Raw genomic sequence first — 25,564 nt, 5'->3', positions numbered from 1 at the left:
TTATAATCCTCTAGCAAGACGTTCCATTTTTAAAAAAGCATGATAGGCAACATCATCACTATATGGTTCTATTAATTCATCCAGTTCCATTTTTAATTTTTCCAATTCTTCTGGTGATGAATTATTAGCATTTTCTAACATTTGATAGTATCTTTCTGCTGTTTTCATCATCCTTTCGTATCGTTCATTTCTATATGGATGAGGAACGTGCATAACATTTTCTGTTATGTATTCTATATTTTTGTTTTCATATTCATCTGCTGGTATTAAATCTGGATTATTGAGATCAATAAGTTCTCCGTCTCTTAAAGATTGGATGATATGTTCAGAATGGGTAGTTGCAAAAAATTGAATGTTAGGAAATGTTCTTTTTAAATCTTCGACTACTCGACGTTGCCATTTGGGATGAAGGTGTAAATCAAGTTCATCAATCAGTACAATACCTGGTGTAAGTCGCGCAGCTTCAGATTCAAGATGAGGATTGAGGACTGCTGCACGATAAGCAATATCGGCAACCATGGCAACCATATTTTTTACACCATCGCTGAGTTTATTAAAAATTTGGGAGTTTCCATCCAGGGATCTCACAACTAAATTATCTTCACGATCATCGTATTTTATCTCAATCCAATTATCTATTTGACAAACAGATAGAGCATTTAAAATTGCTGGATGAGTTGTTACAGATCCTTCTCCGAAGCGAATTTCAAATTTAAACCAATCAAGAATTAAATTTGATCTACGATCAAGACACTCTGTGTATCCCCAAAAACGAGATTGTCTTGTTGGTGAATTTCTCATATCCTCTAACGCTTGATTATCCTCTAACGCTTGATTATTCTGGCTCTTCCACCAAAGCCTACCTGTTCCATAATATGCTACTAAAGGAAGGTTGATGTTTTGAGAATTGTTCACTTTTTCTCTTAGATAATCTGCAAATTGGAGAATATTTAGAGATTGGTTTATAGAATTTATTCTAGAATTTATACGAGTAGTTGACCATTGAAGTTGAACATCGTTAATTATAGATTTACAAAATAATCCAACAGGTAGTTTCCATTCAATTTTCTGATTTCTAACTTGTCTAATATCTGAATCTTGGATTCGACTTTTATCTTGAAATGTATTTTCTCTAATCTCAGCAAGACGATATATAAATACTGCAATTATCAATCCTATCGCGTCACAAAATGCAGTTTTACCAGTACCATTATCACCGATAATAACGTTAAATTGATCGGAGAACTCAAAAATTTTATGTTCAAAGCATCGAAAATTCTGAAGTTCAAGCTGTTGTATTTTCATAATTATTCCTCAGAAATATAGTTTCATAAAGTACGTTTAATGATAAATTCAAAATATAATAAATATTAATTGCTAATCAAAATTTCCACAAATAACATGGAAGAAATACTAGAACTGAGACAACTCCTAGAACAGGGTAAAATTTCTGAAGCTTTACTATTGGTGGATGAATTGGAAGAAATGAGCCTAAGTGATAAAATCAATAAAATTGATAGTTATGGCGTAATTCTACTCATCCATTTAATCAAACAAAAAGCTGAAAAACGTTCTACCCGTTCTTGGGAAATATCTATTGAAAATGCAGTACGGGAAATCAATAAAATTAACAAGCGCCGCAAATCTGGTGGTGTTTACTTGAATCAAACAGAATTAATGGAAATTTTCCAACAAGGATATCAAGTAGCACTAAAAAGAGCGGCGCTAGAAGCTTTTGAAGGACGTTATGAAACTGAAGAATTAGCAGCTATGGTTGTTAAACAAGAAATTTTAACTCAGGCGCTGGAATTGATAAAGGTGGGTTAGTACAGGATTGATAACTTACCCCTTCTAACCCACCCTACTGTTATGCTGTTACTTCTTCTTTGGGATTTTGTTGTAAAGCCCCGTACAGCCTATTTAGTGCATTTACGTAGGCTTGAGCCGATGCAACGATGATATCGGTGTTGGCTGCATGACCTGAAAATACACGCGATTCATATTTCAAGCGGATGGTTACTTCTCCAAGGGCATCTATTCCGCCTGTGACAGATTGCACAGAGAATTCAATCAATTCATTTGGTACATTTACTACCCGATTGATGGCTTTATAAACTGCATCTACTGGGCCTGTACCTATGGCAGCATCTGTTAATTCTTCGCCGTCGGGGGTGCGGAGTGTGACTGTGGCGGTAGGTTTGGCGTTGCTACCGCAGGAAACCTGTACTAACTCGACTCGGAATAGTTCGGGTGCTTGTTGGATTTCGTCGTTAACGATCGCTTCCAAATCCCAATCTGAGATTTCTTTCTTTTTATCTCCTAATTCTTTGAATCGCACAAAGGCTTTATTTAATTCGGTTTCTGACAGTTCAAAACCCAATTCTTTCAAGCGAGTCCCAAAGGCATTTCTACCGGAATGTTTACCCAAGACGATTTGATTGTCTGTTAAACCAATCAATTGGGCATCCATAATCTCATAGGTGAGTTTATTTTTCAACACCCCATCTTGGTGAATACCAGACTCGTGTGCAAAGGCATTTGCACCAACTATGGCTTTATTTGGTTGCACCAACATTCCTGTCAAGTTGGAAACAAGACGTGAAGTTTTGTAAATTTGTTTGGTGTCAATATTAGTTAATGATTCTTGAGAATCAGCAGGTCTACCAAAGAAGGGGTTAAAATATTGCCGGCGGACGTGCAGTGCCATTACCAATTCTTCTAAAGCGGCATTTCCAGCGCGTTCACCAATGCCATTGATGGTACATTCTAATTGTCTAGCACCATTTTTAACTGCTTCGAGGAAGTTAGCAACTGCTAAACCTAAATCGTTATGGCCGTGAACAGAAATAATGGCTTTGTCGATGTTGGGGACGTGTTCTGTAATGCCTTTGATGATGTTGCCAAATTCGCTGGGTGTGGTGTAACCCACGGTATCAGGAATGTTAACTGTTGTTGCACCAGCTGCGATCGCTCTTTCTAAAACTTGATACAAAAATTCTGGGTCAGAGCGTCCTGCATCTTCAGGAGAAAATTCTACATCATCGGTGAAGGTTTTGGCATAAGCTACCATTTCTTCAGCAATGGCTATCACTTCCGGCCTAGTCTTTTTCAGCTTGTATTGCAGATGGATATCGGAAGTGGCAATAAATGTATGAATCCTACGTTTAGCGGCTGGTTTTATCGCTTCTGCTGCGGCTTTAATATCATCATGTCTGGCTCTGGCTAAACTACAAATTACAGGCCCATCTTCTATGCCCACAGTTTGGGCAATTTTGCTGATTGCTTCAAAATCGCCGGGACTAGCGAAGGCAAAACCAGCTTCAATTATATCTACACCTAAACGAGCTAATTGTTTAGCGATAATTAGCTTTTCGTCAATGTTTAAGGTTGCTCCTGGACACTGTTCCCCATCTCGCAGTGTCGTATCAAAGATGATAATTCTGTCTGCTTGATTGCTCATTGGTTTTGGTTTGTTTAGTTGTGACTGTGGGCTTAAAATACCTTGAACTTTATTTTTTAACTCTGGCTTTGTAAATAATTATTAATTTTACTAAGCTTCAGTTTTTTCTATCTGGTCTCTGATATCGTTCAAGTCTATATATCTGTCAGTAGCATTACGCAACTCTCTAGCAATCATCCCTTCTGTTGATACAACTGTAATATGAGTATTTTTAGAACGTAATAGTTCTATAGCTCTCTCAAAATCCCCATCACCGCTAAATAAAACAACTCTGTCATACTGGTCAACTGTATTAAACATATCTACAACAATTTCAATATCTAAATTCGCTTTTTGCGAGTAACGACCAGAAACATCGTCATAGTATTCTTTAAGAATTTTGGTGCGGACTGTATATCCCAAACTAATCAGTGCATCTCGAAAACCGCGTTGATCTTGTGGATCTTTTAAGCCTGTGTACCAAAAGGCATTAATTAATGTTGTGTCTGACTGCTCATTCTTGAAATATTCTAATACCCGTCGCGGATCAAAAAACCAGCCATTTTTTTGTTGAGCATAGAACATATTGTTTCCGTCTACAAAAATAGACAGACGATTCATTGGAGAACCCATAGAAATTTACACCTAATAATAGATAAGAATGTAAGATGGAACAATAGATTATAGCAATTCTTAATTGGCAAGGTCGCTAATATCTATAAAGGTAGTTTTCATGTATAGCTTTTATCTTACCTCTGTCAAAGCATAAAATTGGCTAAAACATTAAATTTGATATACTCGTTAACTGAACTTGTTTAACCTCCAACTTTTTTCAAGATACCCTACGATCAAAATCTACCAATAAAATCGACCCAGTTACAGGATTGTGATCTGTATATCGATCAAGTTTACTCCTAAAGAGGTATAGTATGGGCTGGGAATAAGATCTAGGCTGATGCCCATCAATAGATTTTGTCCTCAATAGCAGAAATAAGTTTCTGGTAAGTATCAAGATTTAACCACAGAAAGAAGACTTCCTGGCAAGGTTGCCTAGTATACCATTGTTCAGAAGTTGCCTTTTGCCTGGACTTTGCTAAATCAAGAAGGAAGCAGTTAGTGATAGAAGGCTAAAAGTTTAGTCTCTTCCTGCTGTCCTTTTAGTGGAGTTGAGTCCTAAAGTTAGGATAAAATCTCACCGTCACCAATCACAAAGGTGAAGCATATCTGGAAGATATCTGTGCAACAATCACAGATAGGAATTTAGCCACAAGGAAAGTAGGGCAGTATCTGGATGGGAAGTTCTTTAGCGGTAATGTAACAATGCAAGTTTAATTGGAATTAAAGCATACTTGAGTAATGATATAAGGTATAAGAGTTTGATTTCCCGATGTTAGTACTAGATGCTGTGTGTATAAATAAAAGCGTTGTACTTAAATTAATGAGTAACACGATATGGCAGAAGAATCTAGATCGACCTCAATTAAAAAATCGCTATCTGCTGCCCAGAACCAGTTAAGTAAATTCACAAAAGGAAATTTAACTGCCTCGTTACACCAGTCTAAACTAATGGTGCATGTTTGGTCATCTGCTCAGTGGTACTTCGGCAATACTGGCAGCAGTACTGAGTGCTTCTGGTGGAGATGGGGTGAAACTGATAGAAACTCAAGCTTTAACTACTTTTTTTCAAATACGTGGGCCAATAACGGCACCGCAAGATATTGTGATTTTGGCAGTTGATGATCAGTCGATATCAATTCCTGAACAGTATTATAGGACTGATCCTCAACAGTATGCCTACTTAGAACCACTAAAATCTTTTCCTTACCAACGTGCAGCCTATGCTCAAGTGATTAGTAAATTGATGAAAGCGGGTGCGCGTACGGTAGCTTTAGGTATAGTTTTTGATGGGCCAAGTAGTTATGGTGAAGCTGATGATCAGCAATTACAGTCAGTTTTACAAAAATATGGGAATAAAGTTACCTTAGCCGCAGTTTATGAAGATTTTACGACACATCAAGGATCATTCCAGCAATTGACCCAACCGCAAGAAATGTTTCGCATGGGTTCTGTGTCTATTGGTTCAGTAAATTTTCCTGTGGAGGTGGATGGTAAGGTTCATCGATTGGCCAGTGAATATTCCCAGTTTTTAGCTCAAGAGAATGTGATTACAACTAAAATACCCTCTTTTGGGGAAGCAGTTTTAGGAGCAGCACAAGAGAATTATTCTCAACCTAGGGGCGATCGCATTTATTTTTGGGGAAATGGCGATAGATTTAAGATAGTGCCGTTTTGGTATGTATTTGATTCAGAAAATTGGAACAATTATTTACAACAGGGAAGGGTTTTCCAAAATAAAATCGTGCTAATTGGTGCAACATCGCAACTAAGCAATGATTATCATCGAGTAGCCGTTTCAGCACATGATCCTATGGCTGGAGTAGAAATTCATGCTCATGCGATCGCTACCTTGATGGAAAATAAAACTATTGGTACAGCAATTACAAGTCCAATATTACGTGGTCTATTTGTGCTGTTGCTTGTAGGGGGTGCAACTGTGATAGTGACCATCAAGAAAAGAGGTGTTTCGAGATTTTTTTTGAGTATAGCTTTGGCTAGTATTTGGGGAGCAATCAGTTATAGCAGCTTTATCTATAGTCAACTGATGTTCCCGACTATAGTACCCATGATAGCGATCGCTCTCACAGGACTCTCTTATTTAGTCACTGAAGTGGCTAGGGAAAAAATCAATAAACAAAAATTATTCCTAATTTTCCAAAAATACAAATCTTCTCCCATTATTCAAGAAATTATCAGCCAACAAGACGACTTAAAAGACCTAATTCAGCAAAGGGATTTAGCATTGAATGGTAAAATACTCGCCGCACGCTACAAAATTATTAAAGTTTTAGGTGCAGGTGGATTTAGTGAAACTTATGTAGCTGAAGATATACAGCGTCCTGGAAACCCCCAATGTGTAGTCAAGCAGCTAAAACCAGCCACAACTAAAGCAGAAAGTTTAGCACTAGCTAGGCGTTTATTTAGTGCAGAAGCCAAAACCCTGGAAAAACTAGGAACACACCATCAAATTCCTCAGCTTTTAGCATATTTTGAAGAAGACAAAGAATTTTATTTAGTGCAAGAATACATACTTGGACATCCTTTAAATCAGGAATTAATTTCCGGTAAGTGTATCACAGAAAGTTTAACAATTACTCTGTTAAAAGAACTATTGCTAATCTTAAGATTTGTCCATGAAAATGGTGTGATTCACCGAGACATCAAACCTAACAATATTATCCGCCGTCACTCAGATTGGAAACTCGTACTAATTGACTTTGGTGCAGTCAAAGAAGTTAGTACTCAAATAACAGAAAGTCTTGATTCAACCGCCTTCACAATCGGTATTGGGACTAAAGGTTATGCACCTAGCGAACAATGTTTTGGTCGTCCTAAATATAATAGTGATATTTACGCCATTGGCATGATTGGAATTAAGGCTTTAACTGGTATTTCTCCCCACGAATTAGCAAGAGATAGTGATGGCGAAGTCAAATGGATAGACAAAGCTATAGTGAGTCAGCCTTTGACAGAAATTATCAATAAAATGATTTCTGAAGATTATAAACAACGATATCAATCTGTGCTAGAAGTATTAGATGAACTGCATAAATTACCAATTTGTGAAGATAGCAAAATTAACTTCCATACAAAGTATTCCACAGATCATTTATCTTTGCTTGATACTGACTCTCCCACCACACCTTGGACAGGAATCTCTTGAGAGAACGTATTTTTGATAAACATAAAACTACCCCGCAGCAAAATCTGTAAATTGACACAATTTAAGTTTATAGCAGTTTGCGTAGTTAGGAGGTACAAAATCTAAATTGAAACCTATACACAAAGCCAGTTTTACTTCTGACTCCTGACTCCTGACTCCTGAATTCTGCTGTATAGTATTTTCTGCTACAGTTATCCCTTCCGCAAGTAAGCAACAATGGAAATAAAGGACTTATATGCAGCCTTTCTTGTAAATCATGCTGCTGTTTCATGAAACCTCGAATCATTGTTTGTGGCTTAGGACGTACTGGATATAAAATCTTTCGTTTGCTGAGACAACAGGGTGCTTCCGTTGTTGGTATTCATCGCAAACCCATACCTGGCGAAGCTACGGGAGATGTAATTATTGGTGAATTATACACAGCTTCTACCCTGAAAGCAGCAGGAATTGAGCAAGCACATACTTTAGTAATTGCTAGCTCTGATGATGCATTAAATTTGTCAATTATGATGCAGGCGCGGATACTGAATCCCCAAATTCGGATTATTAATCGCTTCTATAATCCGAACTTGAGCGAACGCCTAGATCAAACTCTTGTAGATCATTTAAGTATGAGTGTTGTCGGTTTAGCAGCACCAGTATTTACCTTTGCCGCCCTGGGAAATCAAGCAATTGGGCAAATCAAGTTATTTGATCAAACTTGGCCAATTCAGGAAGAATATATTGATGAAGATCATCCTTGGAGAGGTTATAAACTAAGTGATTTGTGGGAAGATAAGTCCCGGATGCTAATTTATTATTTACCCTTGCTAGGGAAGATAAATTTAGTATCTGCCGTATTATCAGAACAAAAATTGAAAGTAGGTGATCGCTTAATTATTGGTTCTCAACCTCGTGTCAATCTCCCTCGTAAATCATGGGGAAGAAAACTGCTGAAAATTTTCACAAGTGTTCGGCAGTTTCAGAAACACGCCCAATCAGTAATCGTCATGGCGATAGCGCTAATAGTCATTATTTTACTCGCCACATTTACCTATGTTTCGGCTAAATTAAATATCTCATTTGTTGATGCTTTATATTTTGCTGTAGGCATGATTACAGGTGCTGGTGGTAATGACAAAGTTGTAGAACAAGCACCCAATAGCATTAAATTATTTACAGTTTTTATGATGCTGGCTGGGGCAGCAGTTTTTGGTATTTGGTATGCTATGCTCACCGATTTCGTTTTAGGTACTCGCCTCAAACAATTTTGGGATGCTGCCAGAATTCCCCAACGTAATCATTATATTGTTTGCGGTTTGAGTGGAATTGGTATTAGAATTATTCAACAACTTCATGCTGGCGGATATGAAGTAGTAGTAATTGAAACAGATCCTAATAATAGATTTGTCAACGCTGCTAGGGGAATGAGTATTCCTGTTATTCTTGCAGATGCAAGTTTCCGCACAACGCTACAAACAAGTAATATAGATACCGCAGCTGCTGTTCTGGCTGTTACTAATAACGATGCTACTAATTTAGAAATTGCTCTCAAAGCTAAAGGTTTAACACCGAAAATTCCTGTGATTGTTCATTATGCTGATCCTGATTTTGCAGGGATGACAAAACAGGTATTTGACTTTGAAGCTGTACTCAGTCCTGCAGAATTAGCAGCACCAGCTTTTGCTGCTGCTGCCCTAGGAGGTAAAATTATTGGTAATGGCATTATTGGCGATAGTTTGTGGGTAGCTTTTGCTACTTTGATTACGCCGTTACATCCTTTTTGTGGTCAATGGGTAAAAGATGTAGCTAGGTCTGCTGATTTTGTACCTTTGTATGTAGAGACAAATCATCAAACTTTACACGGTTGGGATTTGTTAGATACCAATTTGAGTGCAGGAGATATTTTGTACATGACCATACCTGCAAATCGGTTATATCAGTTATGGCGCGAAGAGCAGCAGCCGATAATAGGATGAACTACCCCATCTGACTGCATGGAAGTTAGGGTAATAATACCAAAATTGATCCCTAATAGTTTATGCTGCGTTTTGTATATTTTTTTGTAAAAAATTGTAAATTTCAAATAATTAGAATTATAAACCGATAATATCAAAAATTAAATGAATACTATTTTTAAGCTTGTACTCAAAAGAGTATAAATTTAACCTAAAAATAGGATAATTAAATATCTAAAATTTTGCCAAAAACAATTTTTAGATAAGGTTATGAGGTCTAATACTGGAAAATTTCCAGATGTTTATCATAAAAATACACCATTTAGATAGCTTTTTCGTTGTGTAAATTATTAACAATCAGGAGATAATAAATCATGGAAACAGTAGTCAAGTTATCCCACCAATCAGTCATCGGTGAAATTGAAAGTGTTTTAGATACATATCTGTATGAACCTTATCAACAAGCTTTTGCAATTCCTGATTTACGACAAGAGCTAATTTCCTTTGTTATCAATCGTCTTCCTGGCTTTTATAGCGCAGTTCCTGATAGTCAAATTTCCATACATGAAGATGAACAAAATAACTCTATCAACCAAAAGTTACCACGTCATCCTCTAGGGCAACACTTACATCTACAAAATTTGATTCATCAAGGTATATTTTCAATTATCCAACAAAAATCAGACTGGATTAGTAATCACCTTCGTGAAACAGTTCAACCGGGTTGTCAACCCTCTCACTGGTTTGGTTAACCTTTTTTAAGGTACTTTTCTGTTAACAGTAATATTTGTAGGGGTGGATTGATTGTTCATATCCACTACTTACAAATAAATATAACTTACAATTTTTTGTATAATCTTAATATTCTTTATCAAAATGATACCTTGTTTAACATTTATGATTAGTATCAACTTCTGATGATTTTTTATAATTTCAAGGAATAGTTGTACGGATTCATAACGCCATATATACTTGTTGTCATCAGTCTATTGATAGAATATTGACAAATTAGCTGGCGAGATGTAAAAAATGTCAACAGTGAAACTTGAAGTTCAATTATCTTCAGAAGCTTTGTTCCAAGCTGTTCAACAATTAAACGAGCCAGATTTCGATAAATTCGTCTCTCAAGTCATTATTTTGCATACCCAAAGAAAAGCCGCTAAATTGATTAAAGAAGAAGCTGAATTGTTTCTCAAAAATAATCCAGATATTTCTGATAATACTCAGATTTATTACAACCAATTAATAGCTAAAGCGGATGAAGAAAATCTGACAGATGAGGAGTATAGAGAGTTATTACGTTTAAGTGAACAGATAGATCAACTGCAAGCACATCGTTTTGAATATCTAGCAGATCTGGCACATTTGCACGGAGTTTCTTTAATGGAATTGATGAAAAATTTGGGTTTTCAGACGTAAATTAGAAATTGAATATTGATTAAGATAAATTTCAAGTTAATGGATGTTTAATAGTCTGAATCAGTATTTAAAGATTGACAGTTGTGATGATATTGTGAATGGTTTTTAAAATCAATCTAAACGTAGGGATAAATAAAAATTTTCCCTACAAACTACACTTTTACAAAATTGTTTTTTTAGCAACAATAGCACGGTGTCGTGGGTCAGTAGAAACCGTCGTTAGTACCTCAAAACCTATAGTTTGTAAAGTCCCTTCTATGTCAAACATATAGTATTCATCAGACCAAGGTTCTGTACTTTTCATCAGTGTAAATAGTACAGGAGGTAAGTTTTGAATTACAGGTGATTTTGGATTATTATCTACTATGGCAAAGCAACCACCAGGACGTAACAACCGCAAAGCTTCCTGAAAAATAGCCTGACTAGCAAAACTAGGAAGTTCATGAGTAACAAATTGGAGAGTTACTAAGTCAAAAGACTCATTTGCTAATCCTGTATTTTCTGCTTGAGTGTGCAACCATTGGGATATTTCGTTATCAACATCTAACTGTTTAGCTACACTCAACATATAGGGAGATAAATCTAAACCTATTGTGTTAACTGGATGGTTTTGTTTTTGTTGATAATAGCGGTGTATTTCTAAAGTAGAAATACCAACTGAACAGCCAATATCTAAAATATCCTGCACATCTTGAGTGACATAAGTGCCTAAAACTTCGTGAAAACTTGACCTTAATCTGTGGTTTGCAGTTTGCCAAGTAATTTTCTCTTTTGGCCATACCCGTAATCCCATAGCATAGGTAGCACTGGGAGCTTCAAAAGCCGCTTTCCAGCAAAGATTACCTTCACTATAAGCATGAAAAGGAACTTTGTAGTACTCAGGATAAACTACATTGGGATTAACAACTTCTGTCAGCTTTTCTTTGATTCCTGATGCTTCTAGTTTCTCGTAATTTTTACGCCAAGCAACACCGTTTTTTTCGGCAGTTTTAATCATTACTTGCCTAGCTTGTTGTTTCATTAAGCTGTAGATAGGTTTAGTATTAATCAGCAGGTTGACAAACTGAGAAAGTAAACCTTGTCCAGCCCAGTCTGGTTTGATTTTTGTATTCATCTGAACAGTAAGTATAGAGGTACAATAATTATTTATATTGTAGCTAATTTCGGGTATTTTCTGAATCAGGATTTTTAGGATGAGGTTATTTTTGATTTTAGTTATAAATAAAAATGTTGGGTTGAAAAACCCAACTTACAGAATTTAATTTATAATGGAACTTGATTTTCTCTGCTGATTCTAATTAAAAATCTCAGAGCTTCATTAACTGATTCAGCATTAGGAAAAACTTCTGCTACATCTGCATCTAGTTTGATAATTGTATTACCAAAACTTTTACGCTTTGCTCCCATTTTCCTGACTTTTAGACTTTTTAAATCATATTCCTCTCTTAATTCATCTTCCATTGCTTTAACCTTCTTGATAAGCTTTGAGTTCTTGTTTTGTGACTTGTCTAGCACTAATAATTCTAATTATATCTTCTCTTTCGGTGTAGGAAACTAACAAGATACGATTGTTTGATGATTCTCCTATAATGATATAACGATGTTCTGTTTCTGAATGATCAGGATCATAAAAATCAACATAGAGTGGATCATCAAAAACTGTTTGAGCTTCTGTAAATGAAACTCCATGTTTGGATAAGTTAGATTCTGCTTTTTTTGTATCCCATTCAAATTCCATAGTTGATAATTATATTTTAGATTAAATTCGCTCTTTCAAGTTACTATATCATTTTGTCTGATAGCGTAGCGTGACGCAAACCATATCAGGATTTAAGGACTTAAAGGATGGAGTTACTTTTGAGGATGAGAGGTTGAGAGCTTGAGCGATAACTTTACTCATGCTCTAGTTTACACTGAGATATAATTTCTTGAATTTTGTTCTTATTTTTAAAAAAATTACTTATCATTAAAGATATACATAAATCAGGTATAAATTTGATATTTTTATTTTGGCATTGATAATAAATATGTGATAAAATAATTTTGTCAATTTTTATAAGTACATACTCTTGAGAAAAGGTTGTTATTAGCGATAAATTAGCTGTATCATTTACATCTTCACTTTTAATAATATAACCACATTTATAAAGGAGAAAAGAAGCTGCTCTAATTTCTCCACGACTATAAAGATTATCAAATGTATCAAATAAAAATTCCAGTTGTTCTGATGTGCTGAATTTATCTTTAAACTTTTGATTAAGTTTGACAAAAGCTTCACATAGTAATTTTTTCTTGCATAATCGTAATCCAATTTTCTTTAATAATCGTTTATATAAATCCGGTGTAGGTTGTAGTTGTATATTTTGGTTTTGATTATTTTGATCTTCAGATGAAATTTTTATTTCATCATTATTATCTTCTGCTGATTTAGCAAACCAAGTTGTTTTTTGTTTATCTAATCTTAAACTAACAATATCAGGAACACTTTTTAAGAATGATAAAAATTTTGAATAACCAAAATTTCTTTCATCAAATGAAGGATCAAGTTCTAAAATTGCTGTTTTAAGGACAGATACAGGAATTTGATCGGTATTTCTATTTAAAATCTTTTCTAATAGTTCTAAAGAAGATTCTTGCAGTTCTTTATTGTTTATAGGAAATGTAGTTATGTCAATATTTGTGACAATGTTTGTAACATTTGTATCTGTATAAATAAAGCGGTTACAAGATTTTTTGACAACTTCACTTAATTTAGATTTGGGACCAATTCCAACAACAGATTTTCCTAACTCTTTTAATCTTCTAAATAATGGAGAAAAATCAGCATCACCTGTAGCTAATACAAACCATTGAAGATCAGGAACTCTTGTTAAATATTCCATCACATCAACTACAATTTGAATATCAGCAGAATTTTTCCCTTTAACTGGATGATAAACATGAACAAACTCAAATCCTAATAAATTTAATTCAGATTGTCTTTTGCTAACAGATGGTAAACTAAAATCCCCATAAGCACGACGTACTACAACACTACCTAATTCACTAGCTCTATCAAGTAGCGTTTCTCCTCCATCTAATTTTAGCCAACCAGCTAAGTTTTCAATATCTAAAAAAATGCCAACTTTATCTATCATATATTAATTTATTTTCTCTCTTTATATGGTATGTTTATTGTAGTCTGAAAATATATTTTAAAGTAGAATTATTGTTAAAAAAATAATTCGATTAACAAATATCCTCTTCTGGGTCATACCATTATGTAAATCCTGTTTCTGCTAATTTCATAAACTCTCTCATTTCCAAAGCCTTCCTAATTTCTTCCATTAATTCATTAATTTCTTATACAGGAAATTGTAGAATCATGGCTTTAATTTCTTCCTTTCTCACCTTCATTGTTCACAACTCCTATTGATTAAAACAACAAAAAACCAAGTATCTACGAAAATTTTAGTCCTCATCTATATCTCTCCCAAAACTAATCGCAATTTTAACCGAATAATCTTCGGGAGCATCAATAGAAATTTTTCGTAATTTAGACATTAAAATAGGTTTTTTTAATGATATTTTCTGCAATACTTAATTGTTCAATCACATCATAAACTTGATTAAGTTGTTCTTCTGTTAAACTTTCTAATTTTTCTTGAATTATTTGTTTTGAAACCATAGTAAATTACATAGAATAAAGATTCTATTAAAAATAATAATCTATAAATTGTTTGTTTCTGACAAATTCGTTTACCAGTAACTCCTGTAACAATTCCCTTACAATAAAATAAAGAAAACAAAACATAGCAGGAAAAAGGCTAAATCATGTTAGCAAAATATCAACAACACACCCAAGAACGCGCCCAACTGGATATTCCCCCTTTACCGTTAGACGCACAACAAACATCAGAGTTGTGTGAATTACTGAAAAATCCACCAAAGGGCGAAGAAGAGTTATTATTAAATTTATTGCGCGATCGCATTCCCCCCGGTGTAGACCAAGCAGCCTATGTAAAAGCTGGGTTTCTCACTGCTATTGCGAAAGAGGAAATAACCAGTCCCTTGGTTTCACCAATAGACGCAGTGGAATTGCTGGGAACAATGATAGGCGGTTACAATGTACAGTCCTTAATTGATTTACTCCAAGTTTCCACCACATCTGTATCAACATCTTCAGAAACACCCTTGGTCATGAAAGGGGAAGGAAGAGAACAAATAGCCGCCTACGCAGCTTCTTCACTCAGCAGAATTTTGTTGGTGTATGATGCTTTCCATGATGTTTTGGAATTATCGAAAACCAACCCCTACGCTAAAAGAGTGATCAACTCTTGGGCAGAAGCAGAGTGGTTTCTCTCCCGTCCCACATTACCAGAAGCTATCACCGTTACCGTGTTTAAAGTTCCTGGGGAAACCAATACCGACGATTTATCACCCGCAACCCACGCCACAACTCGCCCGGATATCCCTTTGCACGCTTTGGCGATGTTAGAAACTCGTCAACCAGGAAGTTTAGAAACCATTGCAGAGTTGAAGAAAAAAGGATTTCCCGTTGCTTACGTTGGTGATGTTGTCGGTACAGGTTCTTCCCGTAAGTCTGCAATTAACTCTGTATTATGGCATTTGGGAAATGATATACCCTTTGTTCCCAACAAACGGGCTGGGGGTTATATATTAGGAAGTGCGATCGCTCCCATCTTTTTTAACACAGCCGAAGATGCCGGTGCATTACCCATACAATGCGATGTCACCAAAATGGAAACCGGTGACATAATCACCATTTATCCCTACAAAGGCGAAGTTACCAACGCCGCAGGAGAAGTAATTTCCACCTTCAGCCTCAAACCTGACACAATTTTGGACGAAGTTCGCGCCGGTGGACGTATTCCCTTACTAATTGGACGTACCCTCACCGACAAAACCCGTCAAGCATTAGGCTTAGAACCAAGTAACTTATTTATTCGTCCCCAAGCCCCAGCCGACACCGGAAAAGGCTACACATTGGCGCAGAAAATGGTCGGAAAAGCCTGCGGTTTACCAGGAGTACGTCCAGGGACATCTTGCGAACCAATCATGACTACAGTCGGTTCTCAGGACACCACAGGGCCAATGACAAGGGATGAATTAAAAGAACTCGCTTGTTTAGGTTTCAGTGCAGACTTAGTAATGCAAAGCTTCTGTCACACAGCCGCATATCCCAAACCAGTAGATATCAAAACCCATCAAGAACTACCCGACTTTTTCGCCCAACGTGCCGGTGTCGCCTTGCGTCCTGGTGATGGTATCATTCACTCCTGGTTAAACCGGATGTTATTACCGGATACAGTGGGAACAGGTGGAGACTCACATACTCGCTTCCCCTTGGGTATATCCTTCCCTGCTGGTTCTGGTTTAGTTGCGTTTGCTGGTGCATTGGGTGTCATGCCTTTAGATATGCCCGAATCAGTTTTAGTCAGATTTAAAGGAGAATTGCAGCCAGGAATAACACTGAGGGATGTTGTGAATGCAATTCCTTATGTTGCTATGCAAAAAGGATTATTAACTGTAGAGAAGCAGAACAAAAAAAACATCTTCTCTGGCAAGATTTTGGAAATTGAAGGTTTACCAGATTTGAAAGTAGAACAAGCTTTTGAATTAACCGATGCTTCCGCAGAACGTTCTTGTGCAGGTTGTACAATTAAATTGAGTGAAGAGACAGTCGCCGAATATCTGCGTTCCAATATTGCTTTGTTAACAAACATGGTAGCACGGGGTTATCATGATGAGCGAACCATTATGCGCCGAGTGGCAAAAATGGAAGAATGGTTAGCAAATCCTGTATTATTATCTGCCGACACAGATGCCGAATATGCAGAAATAATTGAAATTGATTTAAGTGAAATCAAAGAACCCATTGTTGCTGCTCCCAATGACCCAGATAATGTTAAGTTATTATCAGAAGTTGCTAATGATCCAGTACAAGAAGTATTTGTTGGTTCTTGTATGACAAATATCGGACATTATCGGGCAACTGCAAAGGTTTTAGAAGGTGCAGGTGAGGTGAAAGCTCGTTTGTGGATAGCGCCTCCAACTCGTATGGACGAACACCAATTAAAAGCAGAAGGTGTTTATAATGTTTTCGTAGCTGCAAATGCAAGAACTGAGATACCTGGATGCAGTTTATGTATGGGAAATCAGGCGCGAGTTGATGATAATACAACGGTGTTTTCTACCTCGACTCGTAACTTCAATAATCGCATGGGAAAAGGCGCACAAGTGTATTTAGGTTCGGCAGAATTAGCAGCAGTTTGTGCGTTATTGGGAAGACTTCCTAATGTGCAGGAATATTTGGATATTGTCGCCGAAAGAATACATCCTTTCGCTGATGATTTGTATCGCTATTTGAACTTTGATCAAATTGCCGGTTTTGAAGATGAGGGTAGGGTGATTAGTAAGGAGGAACAGGCAGCTTTAGTATAATGTAATTGGGGTGAGTCTTGATGGCTCACCTGACTGGGATGCTCCCGTCTCTAACTTTAGTCTGAGTCCAAATTTTAATTTCGTTCTTAAACTCTTTCCTAAGAAAGAGCGACTTATGAATTTGATTGTTTAAATTGATATTAGTGATAGCAAAAATTTTATTTTGGTAAAACCCATGACTGATCATCAAGATAAACAAATTAATCAGCCAGTAGATAAAGATAGCTTTTCTAAAAAAGAACTAAATGTCAAAAAAAAGAAATTAACTGCTAATCCTGGGGATAGAATTGCTGAGGAACCGCAATCAATTGCAGAAAAATCTCAACAAATTGCTGTAGACTCACCGGATATTACAGGCGATCATATTACAGTTCCCACTTATTTTGTTGTTGAAACTCCTGAAGGTGAGCAAAAAGCACTTCACCATGTCAAAGATGCAGAAGAAATTTCTGATATAATTCGTCAAGCGCGAGTAGATGAAGACGGAAATCGAGTTTGGTGGTAAGAGGGTGTTTGAAAAGTTTTTGGGTGGTGATTTTAGACACTTGCTGATGGCTTACATGGCGAAGCTATTCCCCTTTAACACTTTTTAACAAGGGGGGTAATTAGAGTCAAAGTCCTCCTTAAAAAGGAGGATTTAGGAGGATCTAAAGTTTTTAATACATCAGCAACTACTTTTCAAACATTCTTTTAGAAGACTCTGCCCATGTTTATAGCCATGCTGTGCTACTAATGAGAGTGGAGGCGGAGCCTTTGTGATAGCATTCCTAGTCAGAGACTAGGAACGAGGTAATGAAACAGCCCTGCGCTTCCAGGGGATTGGTGATTTAAAGATGTCTACCTACTTCAGGACTAGATGCGCTATTACCTTCATAATTTAACAAGTGAGAATCATTGATCCAAATTGCTTGTTGTGGTATTGGAATGGAAATATCGGCTTGGTCTAAGGCAATTTTGAGACGACGACGATATTCTCGCGCTACATCCCATTGCTTGAGGGGCTGGGTTTTAATCCATACGCGAATCATCATACCGCGATCGCTAAAATTATCAATTCCCAAAATACTCGGCTTTTCGATAATTTGCCGCTTCCAAAAGGGTTCTTGATTCATTTTCACAGCCACGTCTTCGATTAACTGCAAAGCTTCATCAATATTGGCTTGGTAGGAAACTGGAATAGTTAAATCAGCCCGTGACCAACGACTAGAAAGATTGGCTACTATTTTAACTTCGCTGTTGGGAATTGTAATCAAACGTCCTTCTGCGTCCCGGACTTGAGTCATTCGCAAATTGAGATTTTCTACTAAACCGCCCACATCTCCTACATTAATGACATCACCAAGGGCATATTGATCTTCGAGGATAATTAAAAAGCCATTAATAGCATCTTTAATTAAGTTCTGAGAAGCGAGGGATACAGCTACACCAATTAAACCAGCACCTGCTAATAAAGGAACTATATCTATACCCAATGCAATGAGGGTGAGTAAAATACCAACTCCCATCCAAATCAAGGTAGTAATACTTTTTGTCACTCCTGAAAATGTGGAAACTCGCAGTTGCATCCGTTCAGAAGTTTCTGAGTTTAATAAAACACCACCACTGATTAAAGTTGTAGTAAATTTATCAATCAGGGCATAACTAAACCGAATTGCTACGTAGGTTCCTAATACTACAATACCTACTTTTAAAGGAATTTGGGCAGCTGCGAGGATACCTAATTGTAATGCTCGTGTGTAGGGAAACAGACCCAAAACGATAAAACTTCCACCACCCCAAATCCCCGTTTGAGTTAATTGAAAGAGTCTTTTTTGAACTTCTGCTAAATGCTGATGTTGCTGTTGATTGAGTTGGGTTGTAATCGGTTGTTCTATTTCGTTGGTTGGTGAAACCGCTTCTACATCATCTTTTTTAAACCGGCGTTGATAACGATATATTAGTAAACTTGTCAAAAGCATTGCTAAAGCAAGACTACCTGCAATTTTACCTTGACCGATTAAAGATGAAGTTTGGCGTTCTTTTTTAGCCAGTTCTAACTCTTTTTGTAAATCTTCAGCAATTTGATTAGTGAGTGTTAAAGAATCTACCTGACGTAATTTAGCATCATCGGAATTAACCGTCATCAAGTATTTTTCATTGACATAAATTACTGGCAAATCCCTGAGTTTGCGAACCTGCACATTAAGTTTTTGTGTCGATGAATAAAAGTAATCCTGGCTAATTTCCTGCAAATTAAGCTGGATATTTTGCAAACGTTCTGAAACATCGGTTTTTGATGCAGCGATCTGAAATAGAGGACGACCATCTAAATAAACCCATTCTGAAACGATTGTGTTTTCGGAAGTATTATTTACACTACTAGGATTTGGTAAGTAAGGCAAAAGAGGAATCTGGGCTGTAGCTTTTGGTACAGAGACAATAGTAATAACCATTGAACCTGCAATCGCCAAAAATTTTAAACGCAATCCAAAACCTCCTTGAGCAAAATCTATCATTGAGTATTTCGATAGTTATTTTCTACCAAAAAAGTTGAGTAAATGTACCTATCTAAGGTTTAATATTGACCTAAAGATGATGATATTTGCACTTTTTTGGTTATTGTCTATCTTTAGACAGATCATATTTAGGGTTGAATTAATTCAAAACTAAAAGTCAACGTCGATAATACTCTTACCAGAGAAAGATGAAAAAGAAAAAAGCTAGATAGGGCGTTGATATTGCTCATATCCAAGGTGAAGCTAGTGCTGAGGACTTATTGACTAGCTGATTGCTAATTAACGGCAAATATGGCTACTCGTGAAATAATCTATTAAAGTACGTAAAGGTATAAGCACCTTTTTTCTTTTTTAGAGGATAATTTGAATGACCGCAACTACTCCCAGATTAAAGCACGAGGTTAAAGACCTCGCCCTTGCTCCCTTGGGAAGACAACGGATTGAGTGGGCTGGACGAGAAATGCCTGTATTGAAGCAAATCCGCGATCGCTTTGAGAAAGAAAAGCCCTTTGCTGGATTGCGTATTTCAGCTTGCGCCCACGTGACCACAGAAACAGCACATTTAGCGATCGCTCTTAAAGCCGGTGGTGCTGATGCAGTTTTAATTGCTAGTAACCCTTTATCAACTCAAGATGACGTAGCAGCCAGTCTTGTAGCTGATCATGAAATTTCCGTATTTGCTCAAAAAGGCGAAGATGCCGCTACCTATAGCCGCCACGTCCAAATAGCCTTAGATCATCGCCCCAACATCATTGTTGATGACGGTAGCGACGTGGTAGCAGAATTAGTTCAACATCGTCAAAACCAAATCGCTGATTTGATTGGTAGCACCGAAGAAACCACCACAGGTATCGTGCGGTTACGTGCCATGTTTAACGAAGGCGTTCTCACCTTCCCCGCAATGAACGTCAACGACGCAGACACCAAGCACTTCTTTGATAACCGCTATGGTACTGGTCAATCTACCTTAGATGGAATTATCCGCGCTACAAATATTTTGTTAGCTGGTAAAACTATTGTCGTTGTCGGTTATGGCTGGTGTGGTAAGGGTACAGCCCTCCGCGCCCGTGGGATGGGTGCAAACGTCATCGTTACCGAAATTGACCACATCAAGGCAATTGAAGCCGTTATGGATGGTTTCCGTGTGCTACCAATGGCGGAAGCAGCACCTCACGGTGATATCTTCATTACTGTCACAGGTAACAAGCACGTCGTTCGGGGTGAACACTTCGATGTAATGAAAGACGGTGCGATCGTTTGTAACTCTGGTCACTTTGATTTGGAACTTGATTTGAAATACTTAGCCGCTAATGCTAAGGAAATCAAGGATGTCCGTCCTTTCACCCAAGAGTATAAGTTGACAAATGGTAAATCCGTTGTCGTTCTGGGAGAAGGGCGTTTGATTAATTTGGCTGCTGCTGAAGGACACCCTAGCGCAGTTATGGATATGAGTTTTGCTAACCAAGCTTTGGCTGTTGAATACCTGGTGAAGAATAAGGGTAGTTTAGCTGCTGGTTTGCATTCTATTCCTAGAGAAGTGGATGAAGAAATTGCTCGTTTGAAGTTGCAAGCTATGGGCATTTTCATTGATAGTTTGACAGCAGATCAAATTGACTATATCAATTCTTGGCAGTCTGGTACTTGATATTTTGATTAGTTGATTTTTTGGGGATAGGCTTTTTGCTTATCCCTTTTTTTCTCACGCAGAGGCGCGGAGGCACAGAGAGAGAATATAATGGGAGGAGGGTGTTATTGTAAGTTTGTATGTCAGCGAAAGATTTTTTTCACAATGCAGTTAGGTTAGCTTTAGAAAAAGATGGTTGGTTAATTACTGATGATCCTTTATATTTTCGACTGACAGCATTAGTTAAGATTAGGATCGATTTGGGTGCAGAAAAGTTAATTGGCGCTGAAAAAGATCATCAAAAGATAGCGGTGGAAGTAAAAAGTTTTATAGGACTTTCAGCAATTTCTGAATTTCATACAGCTATTGGTCAATTTTTGAATTATAGGATAGCATTAGGACAGCAAGACCCTGAAAGAATATTATATTTAGCGATATCTCAAGATATATATCAAGAGTTTTTTACTGATAGTTTCATTCAAACTGTTTTACAAACTTATGAGATTAAATTATTAGTTTTTGATATTAACAAGGAGGAAATAGTGTTATGGAAACCTTAAATTATCAAGAGATAGTAAAAGATATTATCTCTAAATATGCCAAAGACCAAGCAGAGGAAGATTTAGAAAATACAGAAATTGTCTTTGATACAGAACGGGATATTTATTTATTAATATATACAGGATGGAAAGACGAAAATAGAATTTATGGTTGTCCCATTCATATTAGTATTAAAGATGGAAAAATTTGGATTGAAAGGGATTTTACGGAAGAAGGAATTCCTCATCAATTAGTAGAGTTAGGTGTACCGAAATCAGATATTGTTTTAGGTTTTAGATCACCTTATGTGAGACAGTTTACTGGTTTTGCATCGGTTTAGATTTTTTTATATTTTGGTAACTTGATGATTAGTTAGTTTTTTGGGGATAGGCGTTTTGCTTATCCCTTTTTTTTACGAACCGCGAAGACACGAAGAACACGAAGGAAGAAGAGAAGAAAAGATAATTTTTATACTAAAATCTGTTAATATCATGTATTAAATTACATTTAGGAATTTGATTATGAAACAACTTAAAGAAGCAGTACGACAAGCCATAGCACAGGGTAATTGGTATGCTGCACTTGCGAGTGCATTAACATTACCGGATATTTGTGGTTGGCTAGAATACCCTAATAAGGGGGTAGGAGATCGCTATAGGCTTTGGTATGATACTTATATAAAAGGAGAGTATAGTGGCAAGTATAACGATAGCGATAAAGTAGAAGTAATTTTGCTTAGTGGAAACGATTGTTATGCTTTAAGATGTGCTTACTTACATAATGGACAAGACGATATTACAAATCAAAAGGCTAGTAAATCACTGAAATCACTGAATAAATTTATATTTGTAACTCCATCAAAATCAGGTGAGTCATCTAAACATCCGGTAAGAACAACTTATTTTGATGATGATGGAAATATACGATTTGAAGAATTACGATTAGAAGTAGATGAATTTTGTGAACATATTTGTTGTGGTGTAGATAAATGGGAAGTTGATGTTGCAAAACGAGACGATATTCAGGAGAGAATTAAGAAACTTTCAATAATTGTTGAGAGTTAGTTATGTAGGTTTGGTTGAGAAAACCCAACATCTTTGTGATTTGATTGTGTTGGGTTACATTTTAATTAACCTTACTTATTATTCAGAATTATCTTATACCTTAGTTAAGTTAAGGTAAATTTTTTATTGACGATTCTAACTATTTGGATTATGAAACTACTAAATTCAACCCAATTAACAATAGAGATACCTAGCGAAAAGACACTAAAATCGCAAGCAAGGGGAGGAGTAGAGTCTGCTGTATTTTTTTTTATAGTATGTTTACCAATATACTTATTTTTGTTTTTTGTATCCATATCTGCTCATGATCCTGGTATGGCTTCTATTATGTTGATTTTTATGATTTTACATATTGGTGTTTTTTTAGTTCCTTATCTTATTGAACCAATCATAAATAACCGTATTTTATTTCATGTAGTTCATTTTATAGTAATGTTGCCAATATACTTAATTATGTTTTTTGGATTAATATCTTATACTTATCCTTTATTAGCTTTTATTCCTTTGATTCTGATGATTTTACATCTTGGTATTCGTGTAGTTGGTGCTATACAAAAATTTCTTGAACCTTTCTTCTTTATAGAGAAAATTTTCAAAGTTTATGAACATACTAAAGAAGCTCAATTTTTTATTAAAAACAATCGCTGGTACTTAGCTTTATTCCACGGAAACGGTATTGAAATTTATGATGTTCTAAAGGGTAATATTGTTATCCAGCAAGAAGAAGATTTTACTCTAGAAGATTATGAAAAATTTACTCTAAAATATTATGATAAATTTATCATGACATATTCCAGGATTGTAGATAATAAAGATAAAGATAGAAAATTTTTAATAAAAGTGTGGGATGTCAATAAATTAGTATTAGAGTGTATAACTGACAGAATGAACAGATTCTTCTTCACCAAGAATAAAAAATATTTTATATGCTGTATGATAAGCAGTCAAGTATATGAAGATCAAGAAGGACCTATCTATTATAGTATAAAAATATATGAATTAAAAAGTGGTCAAGTTATTTATGATAATTTTTTGTCTATAAAGTACAGCAAGTTTGAATTCACAGATGAAGACTTAAAATCAAAAATAAAAGATATTTTAAAATCTTATAAAGAGGTTAGTGAATTAGATAAATTATGTGAATTAGATGAACCAGAAAATACACCTCTACCTTATCCGATTGCAATAATTTTCCCTTCATGCAAGAAGAAATATAATGGTGATATTGAATATGATATGAAGAAAGTTAGGCAGGATAAATTTACAGAGAAAGCAACTTGTATTAGAGTAAAAATACCTCTTAAAGAATTAAAATGATTGAAATTTAATAATTATCCAATGATTAGAAATACCATAAATCTTGTATATCATTGAGGGTTGATATATTTAGTTTATAGTTAATTTTTTCTGGACAGTAATAGGTGACATGAATGACATTACAGTTTTCTTTATTATTTTATGTTTGCAAGTATTAAAAAATAAATCTGTACTAACTTCTTTTGTTTCTGCAAAATTTTCAATTATCTTAGTTAGTTCAGAAATTTTATCAAATACAGAATCTAAGTTAATATTTTCTATATTTTCTGTGTGCAATAAGGCAAATAAACTGATATAAATAGCATCAATATCTACCGCTTCATCTAGTTCATAAAAAAGCAATATTTCGTTCTTTGTGTGTTCATAACATCTGGTAGATATAAACTTCAGGCTATGCAAAAGTGTTTGATGGGTATTAATTCTTTTTCCGTATTCGGTTGTATTAAATTTAGATTCATTTTGAGACTGCGAGATTTGATTTACAATTTTTTGTATAGTAATACCTCCTCTAAATAGTTCAATATCTTTCAAACTAACATACATATTAGCCATTTCTTTATATAAAGAATGTCGTAACTGTCTACGCTTACATTTACTATTTATACAGTTTTTAACAGGTTCTGCAAAGAACCCAACTAATAAACCTGCAAATGCAGTTGCTAGGGGTGCATATATTTGAATTTCCATACTTTACTTTTGGAGTTATTTATAAAACTGATATTTGTGACTGCTTTTTTCTGATATCCACAATTATTGTATAAATAATGCTCATATGTCAATATGAACACCCGGCGAATATAATTCGCGTCTACACAGACAAAACCCGCCTTCGCGGGTTCAAAAATCTTGTTTTTAGTCCACGCAGGTGGACTTCGTTTGTATAGCCGCGATTTCTAATCGTCAGGGCTTTTTGCTATTAGTCAAAAAACCTACTCAGAACTATTTCAAAAACCAGTTGGTAAAAAATTGTTAGAAAATCAACGCCTTTGTTTACTTGTCTCCGACTCCAAACAAGAGATTATACTGCAATGGATACCTTAGATAAATATCGCCAAATCATTCAAAAAATCTTAACCGAATATTCCCAACTTTCCTACGCTTACGGTGAACTAGAAAGACAACTAATAATAGACCAAACCGCCAACCATTACCTACTACTAACACTCTTGCTGGGAAAATAATCAACGAGTGCATGGTTGCTTAGTTCATATAGACATAATCAACGATAAAATCTGGATTCAAAGAGACGGAACAGAATACGATATAGCCAACGAACTTGTTAACGCTGGTATTCCTAAAAATTAAATTGTTTTAGCATTCCAACCAGCCGATATCAGACAATATACAGAATTTGCAGTTACTTAAAATCTTAAAAATTAGATATTATCTCAGATAAAGTATCATTTCAAATTTTTTATGTCAGCAAAAGACATTTTTCATAACACCGTTAAAATAGCATTAGAAAAGGAGAATTGACAAATTACTGATGATCGGTAATTTAGCA

General features: G+C 35.8%; 21 protein-coding genes and 2 pseudogenes. 13 read left to right on the top strand and 10 right to left on the bottom strand.

Annotated features, from left to right (window positions below):
* A complete protein-coding gene (locus ACOWPH_RS19575) occupies positions 1-1,305 on the bottom strand; it encodes an AAA family ATPase (RefSeq protein WP_015217061.1) in 1,305 nt (434 codons plus the stop codon).
* Positions 1,306-1,401: 96 nt separating this feature from the next.
* Between ACOWPH_RS19575 and ACOWPH_RS19570 the strand changes: the two genes are divergently transcribed.
* Positions 1,402-1,827, top strand: a complete 426-nt coding sequence (locus ACOWPH_RS19570) for a DUF29 family protein (RefSeq protein WP_015217060.1) — start codon at positions 1,402-1,404, stop codon at positions 1,825-1,827.
* A 40-nt stretch (positions 1,828-1,867) separates the two neighbouring features.
* On the opposite strand, the gene ACOWPH_RS19565 is transcribed toward ACOWPH_RS19570, so the two are convergent.
* Positions 1,868-3,460 (bottom strand): 2-isopropylmalate synthase, encoded by a 1,593-nt coding sequence (locus tag ACOWPH_RS19565; protein ID WP_015217059.1) that lies wholly within the window; start codon positions 3,458-3,460, stop codon positions 1,868-1,870.
* A gap of 90 nt (positions 3,461-3,550) precedes the next feature.
* Entirely contained in the window at positions 3,551-4,072 is a 522-nt protein-coding gene (locus ACOWPH_RS19560) for an NYN domain-containing protein (RefSeq protein WP_015217058.1), read from the bottom strand.
* Between the two features lie 819 nt (positions 4,073-4,891).
* On the opposite strand from ACOWPH_RS19560, the pseudogene ACOWPH_RS19555 reads away from it, so the two are divergent.
* The 4 genes and pseudogenes from ACOWPH_RS19555 (at position 4,892) to ACOWPH_RS19540 (ending at position 10,576) form a co-directional block, all read left to right on the top strand.
* Positions 4,892-7,220: pseudogene (locus ACOWPH_RS19555) on the top strand (CHASE2 domain-containing protein).
* 269 nt (positions 7,221-7,489) lie between these two features.
* Entirely contained in the window at positions 7,490-9,178 is a 1,689-nt protein-coding gene (locus tag ACOWPH_RS19550) for a potassium channel family protein (protein ID WP_015217056.1), read from the top strand.
* A 353-nt stretch (positions 9,179-9,531) separates the two neighbouring features.
* The gene (locus ACOWPH_RS19545; RefSeq protein ID WP_015217055.1) at positions 9,532-9,909 is read left to right on the top strand and encodes a hypothetical protein; all 378 of its coding nucleotides are present in this window, start codon (positions 9,532-9,534) and stop codon (positions 9,907-9,909) included.
* A 277-nt stretch (positions 9,910-10,186) separates the two neighbouring features.
* Positions 10,187-10,576 carry a hypothetical protein gene (locus ACOWPH_RS19540; protein WP_015217054.1) on the top strand — a complete coding sequence of 130 codons (390 nt, stop codon included), beginning with the start codon at positions 10,187-10,189 and terminating at the stop codon, positions 10,574-10,576.
* 160 nt (positions 10,577-10,736) lie between these two features.
* Here ACOWPH_RS19540 and ACOWPH_RS19535 read toward each other — a convergent pair whose 3' ends face one another.
* The 5 genes from ACOWPH_RS19535 to ACOWPH_RS19515 all read right to left on the bottom strand — a co-directional run bounded on the left by ACOWPH_RS19535 (position 10,737) and on the right by ACOWPH_RS19515 (position 14,243).
* Complete coding sequence (locus tag ACOWPH_RS19535; RefSeq protein ID WP_015217053.1) at positions 10,737-11,690, bottom strand: class I SAM-dependent methyltransferase; 954 nt, start codon at positions 11,688-11,690, stop codon at positions 10,737-10,739.
* A gap of 149 nt (positions 11,691-11,839) precedes the next feature.
* Positions 11,840-12,037 (bottom strand): hypothetical protein, encoded by a 198-nt coding sequence (locus tag ACOWPH_RS19530; RefSeq protein WP_015217052.1) that lies wholly within the window; start codon positions 12,035-12,037, stop codon positions 11,840-11,842.
* 4 nt (positions 12,038-12,041) lie between these two features.
* Positions 12,042-12,314: a BrnT family toxin gene (locus ACOWPH_RS19525; RefSeq protein WP_015217051.1), complete on the bottom strand. Its 273-nt coding sequence runs from the start codon at positions 12,312-12,314 to the stop codon at positions 12,042-12,044.
* A gap of 154 nt (positions 12,315-12,468) precedes the next feature.
* A complete protein-coding gene (locus tag ACOWPH_RS19520) occupies positions 12,469-13,713 on the bottom strand; it encodes an NYN domain-containing protein (RefSeq protein WP_015217050.1) in 1,245 nt (414 codons plus the stop codon).
* A gap of 398 nt (positions 13,714-14,111) precedes the next feature.
* Entirely contained in the window at positions 14,112-14,243 is a 132-nt protein-coding gene (locus ACOWPH_RS19515; protein WP_015217049.1) for a hypothetical protein, read from the bottom strand.
* Between the two features lie 146 nt (positions 14,244-14,389).
* Here ACOWPH_RS19515 and acnB point away from each other — a divergent pair, with 146 nt between their 5' ends.
* Both acnB and ACOWPH_RS19505 read left to right on the top strand, forming a co-directional pair.
* Positions 14,390-17,020 (top strand): bifunctional aconitate hydratase 2/2-methylisocitrate dehydratase, encoded by a 2,631-nt coding sequence (acnB, locus tag ACOWPH_RS19510; protein ID WP_015217048.1) that lies wholly within the window; start codon positions 14,390-14,392, stop codon positions 17,018-17,020.
* A 175-nt stretch (positions 17,021-17,195) separates the two neighbouring features.
* Positions 17,196-17,525, top strand: coding sequence for a hypothetical protein (locus ACOWPH_RS19505; protein ID WP_015217047.1), 330 nt, complete (start codon positions 17,196-17,198; stop codon positions 17,523-17,525).
* Positions 17,526-17,847: 322 nt separating this feature from the next.
* On the opposite strand, the gene ACOWPH_RS19500 is transcribed toward ACOWPH_RS19505, so the two are convergent.
* Positions 17,848-19,515 (bottom strand): mechanosensitive ion channel family protein, encoded by a 1,668-nt coding sequence (locus tag ACOWPH_RS19500; RefSeq protein WP_015217046.1) that lies wholly within the window; start codon positions 19,513-19,515, stop codon positions 17,848-17,850.
* 367 nt (positions 19,516-19,882) lie between these two features.
* On the opposite strand from ACOWPH_RS19500, the gene ahcY reads away from it, so the two are divergent.
* From ahcY to ACOWPH_RS19475, 5 genes are all read left to right on the top strand, one after another.
* Positions 19,883-21,160 carry an adenosylhomocysteinase gene (gene ahcY, locus ACOWPH_RS19495; protein WP_015217045.1) on the top strand — a complete coding sequence of 426 codons (1,278 nt, stop codon included), beginning with the start codon at positions 19,883-19,885 and terminating at the stop codon, positions 21,158-21,160.
* A gap of 119 nt (positions 21,161-21,279) precedes the next feature.
* The gene (locus tag ACOWPH_RS19490) at positions 21,280-21,699 is read left to right on the top strand and encodes a XisH family protein (protein WP_015217044.1); all 420 of its coding nucleotides are present in this window, start codon (positions 21,280-21,282) and stop codon (positions 21,697-21,699) included.
* Entirely contained in the window at positions 21,687-22,019 is a 333-nt protein-coding gene (locus tag ACOWPH_RS19485; protein WP_015217043.1) for a XisI protein, read from the top strand. The genes ACOWPH_RS19490 and ACOWPH_RS19485 overlap by 13 nt, the downstream gene beginning before the upstream one ends.
* 181 nt (positions 22,020-22,200) lie before the next feature.
* Complete coding sequence (locus tag ACOWPH_RS19480; protein ID WP_015217042.1) at positions 22,201-22,743, top strand: hypothetical protein; 543 nt, start codon at positions 22,201-22,203, stop codon at positions 22,741-22,743.
* Positions 22,744-22,893: 150 nt separating this feature from the next.
* Complete coding sequence (locus tag ACOWPH_RS19475; protein WP_015217041.1) at positions 22,894-24,060, top strand: hypothetical protein; 1,167 nt, start codon at positions 22,894-22,896, stop codon at positions 24,058-24,060.
* Positions 24,061-24,129: 69 nt separating this feature from the next.
* On the opposite strand, the gene ACOWPH_RS19470 is transcribed toward ACOWPH_RS19475, so the two are convergent.
* Complete coding sequence (locus ACOWPH_RS19470) at positions 24,130-24,747, bottom strand: hypothetical protein (protein ID WP_015217040.1); 618 nt, start codon at positions 24,745-24,747, stop codon at positions 24,130-24,132.
* A gap of 341 nt (positions 24,748-25,088) precedes the next feature.
* On the opposite strand from ACOWPH_RS19470, the pseudogene ACOWPH_RS19465 reads away from it, so the two are divergent.
* Positions 25,089-25,365 (top strand): annotated as a pseudogene (locus tag ACOWPH_RS19465) (XisI protein).
* The last annotated feature ends 199 nt before the right edge of the window (positions 25,366-25,564 follow it).

It is taken from the genome of Anabaena sp. PCC 7938 (genome assembly GCF_049315035.1).
GTDB classification, from domain to species: domain Bacteria; phylum Cyanobacteriota; class Cyanobacteriia; order Cyanobacteriales; family Nostocaceae; genus Anabaena; species Anabaena cylindrica.
The sequence above is the reverse complement of the archived record's forward strand: the minus strand, read 5'-3'. Positions and strand labels throughout refer to the sequence as shown.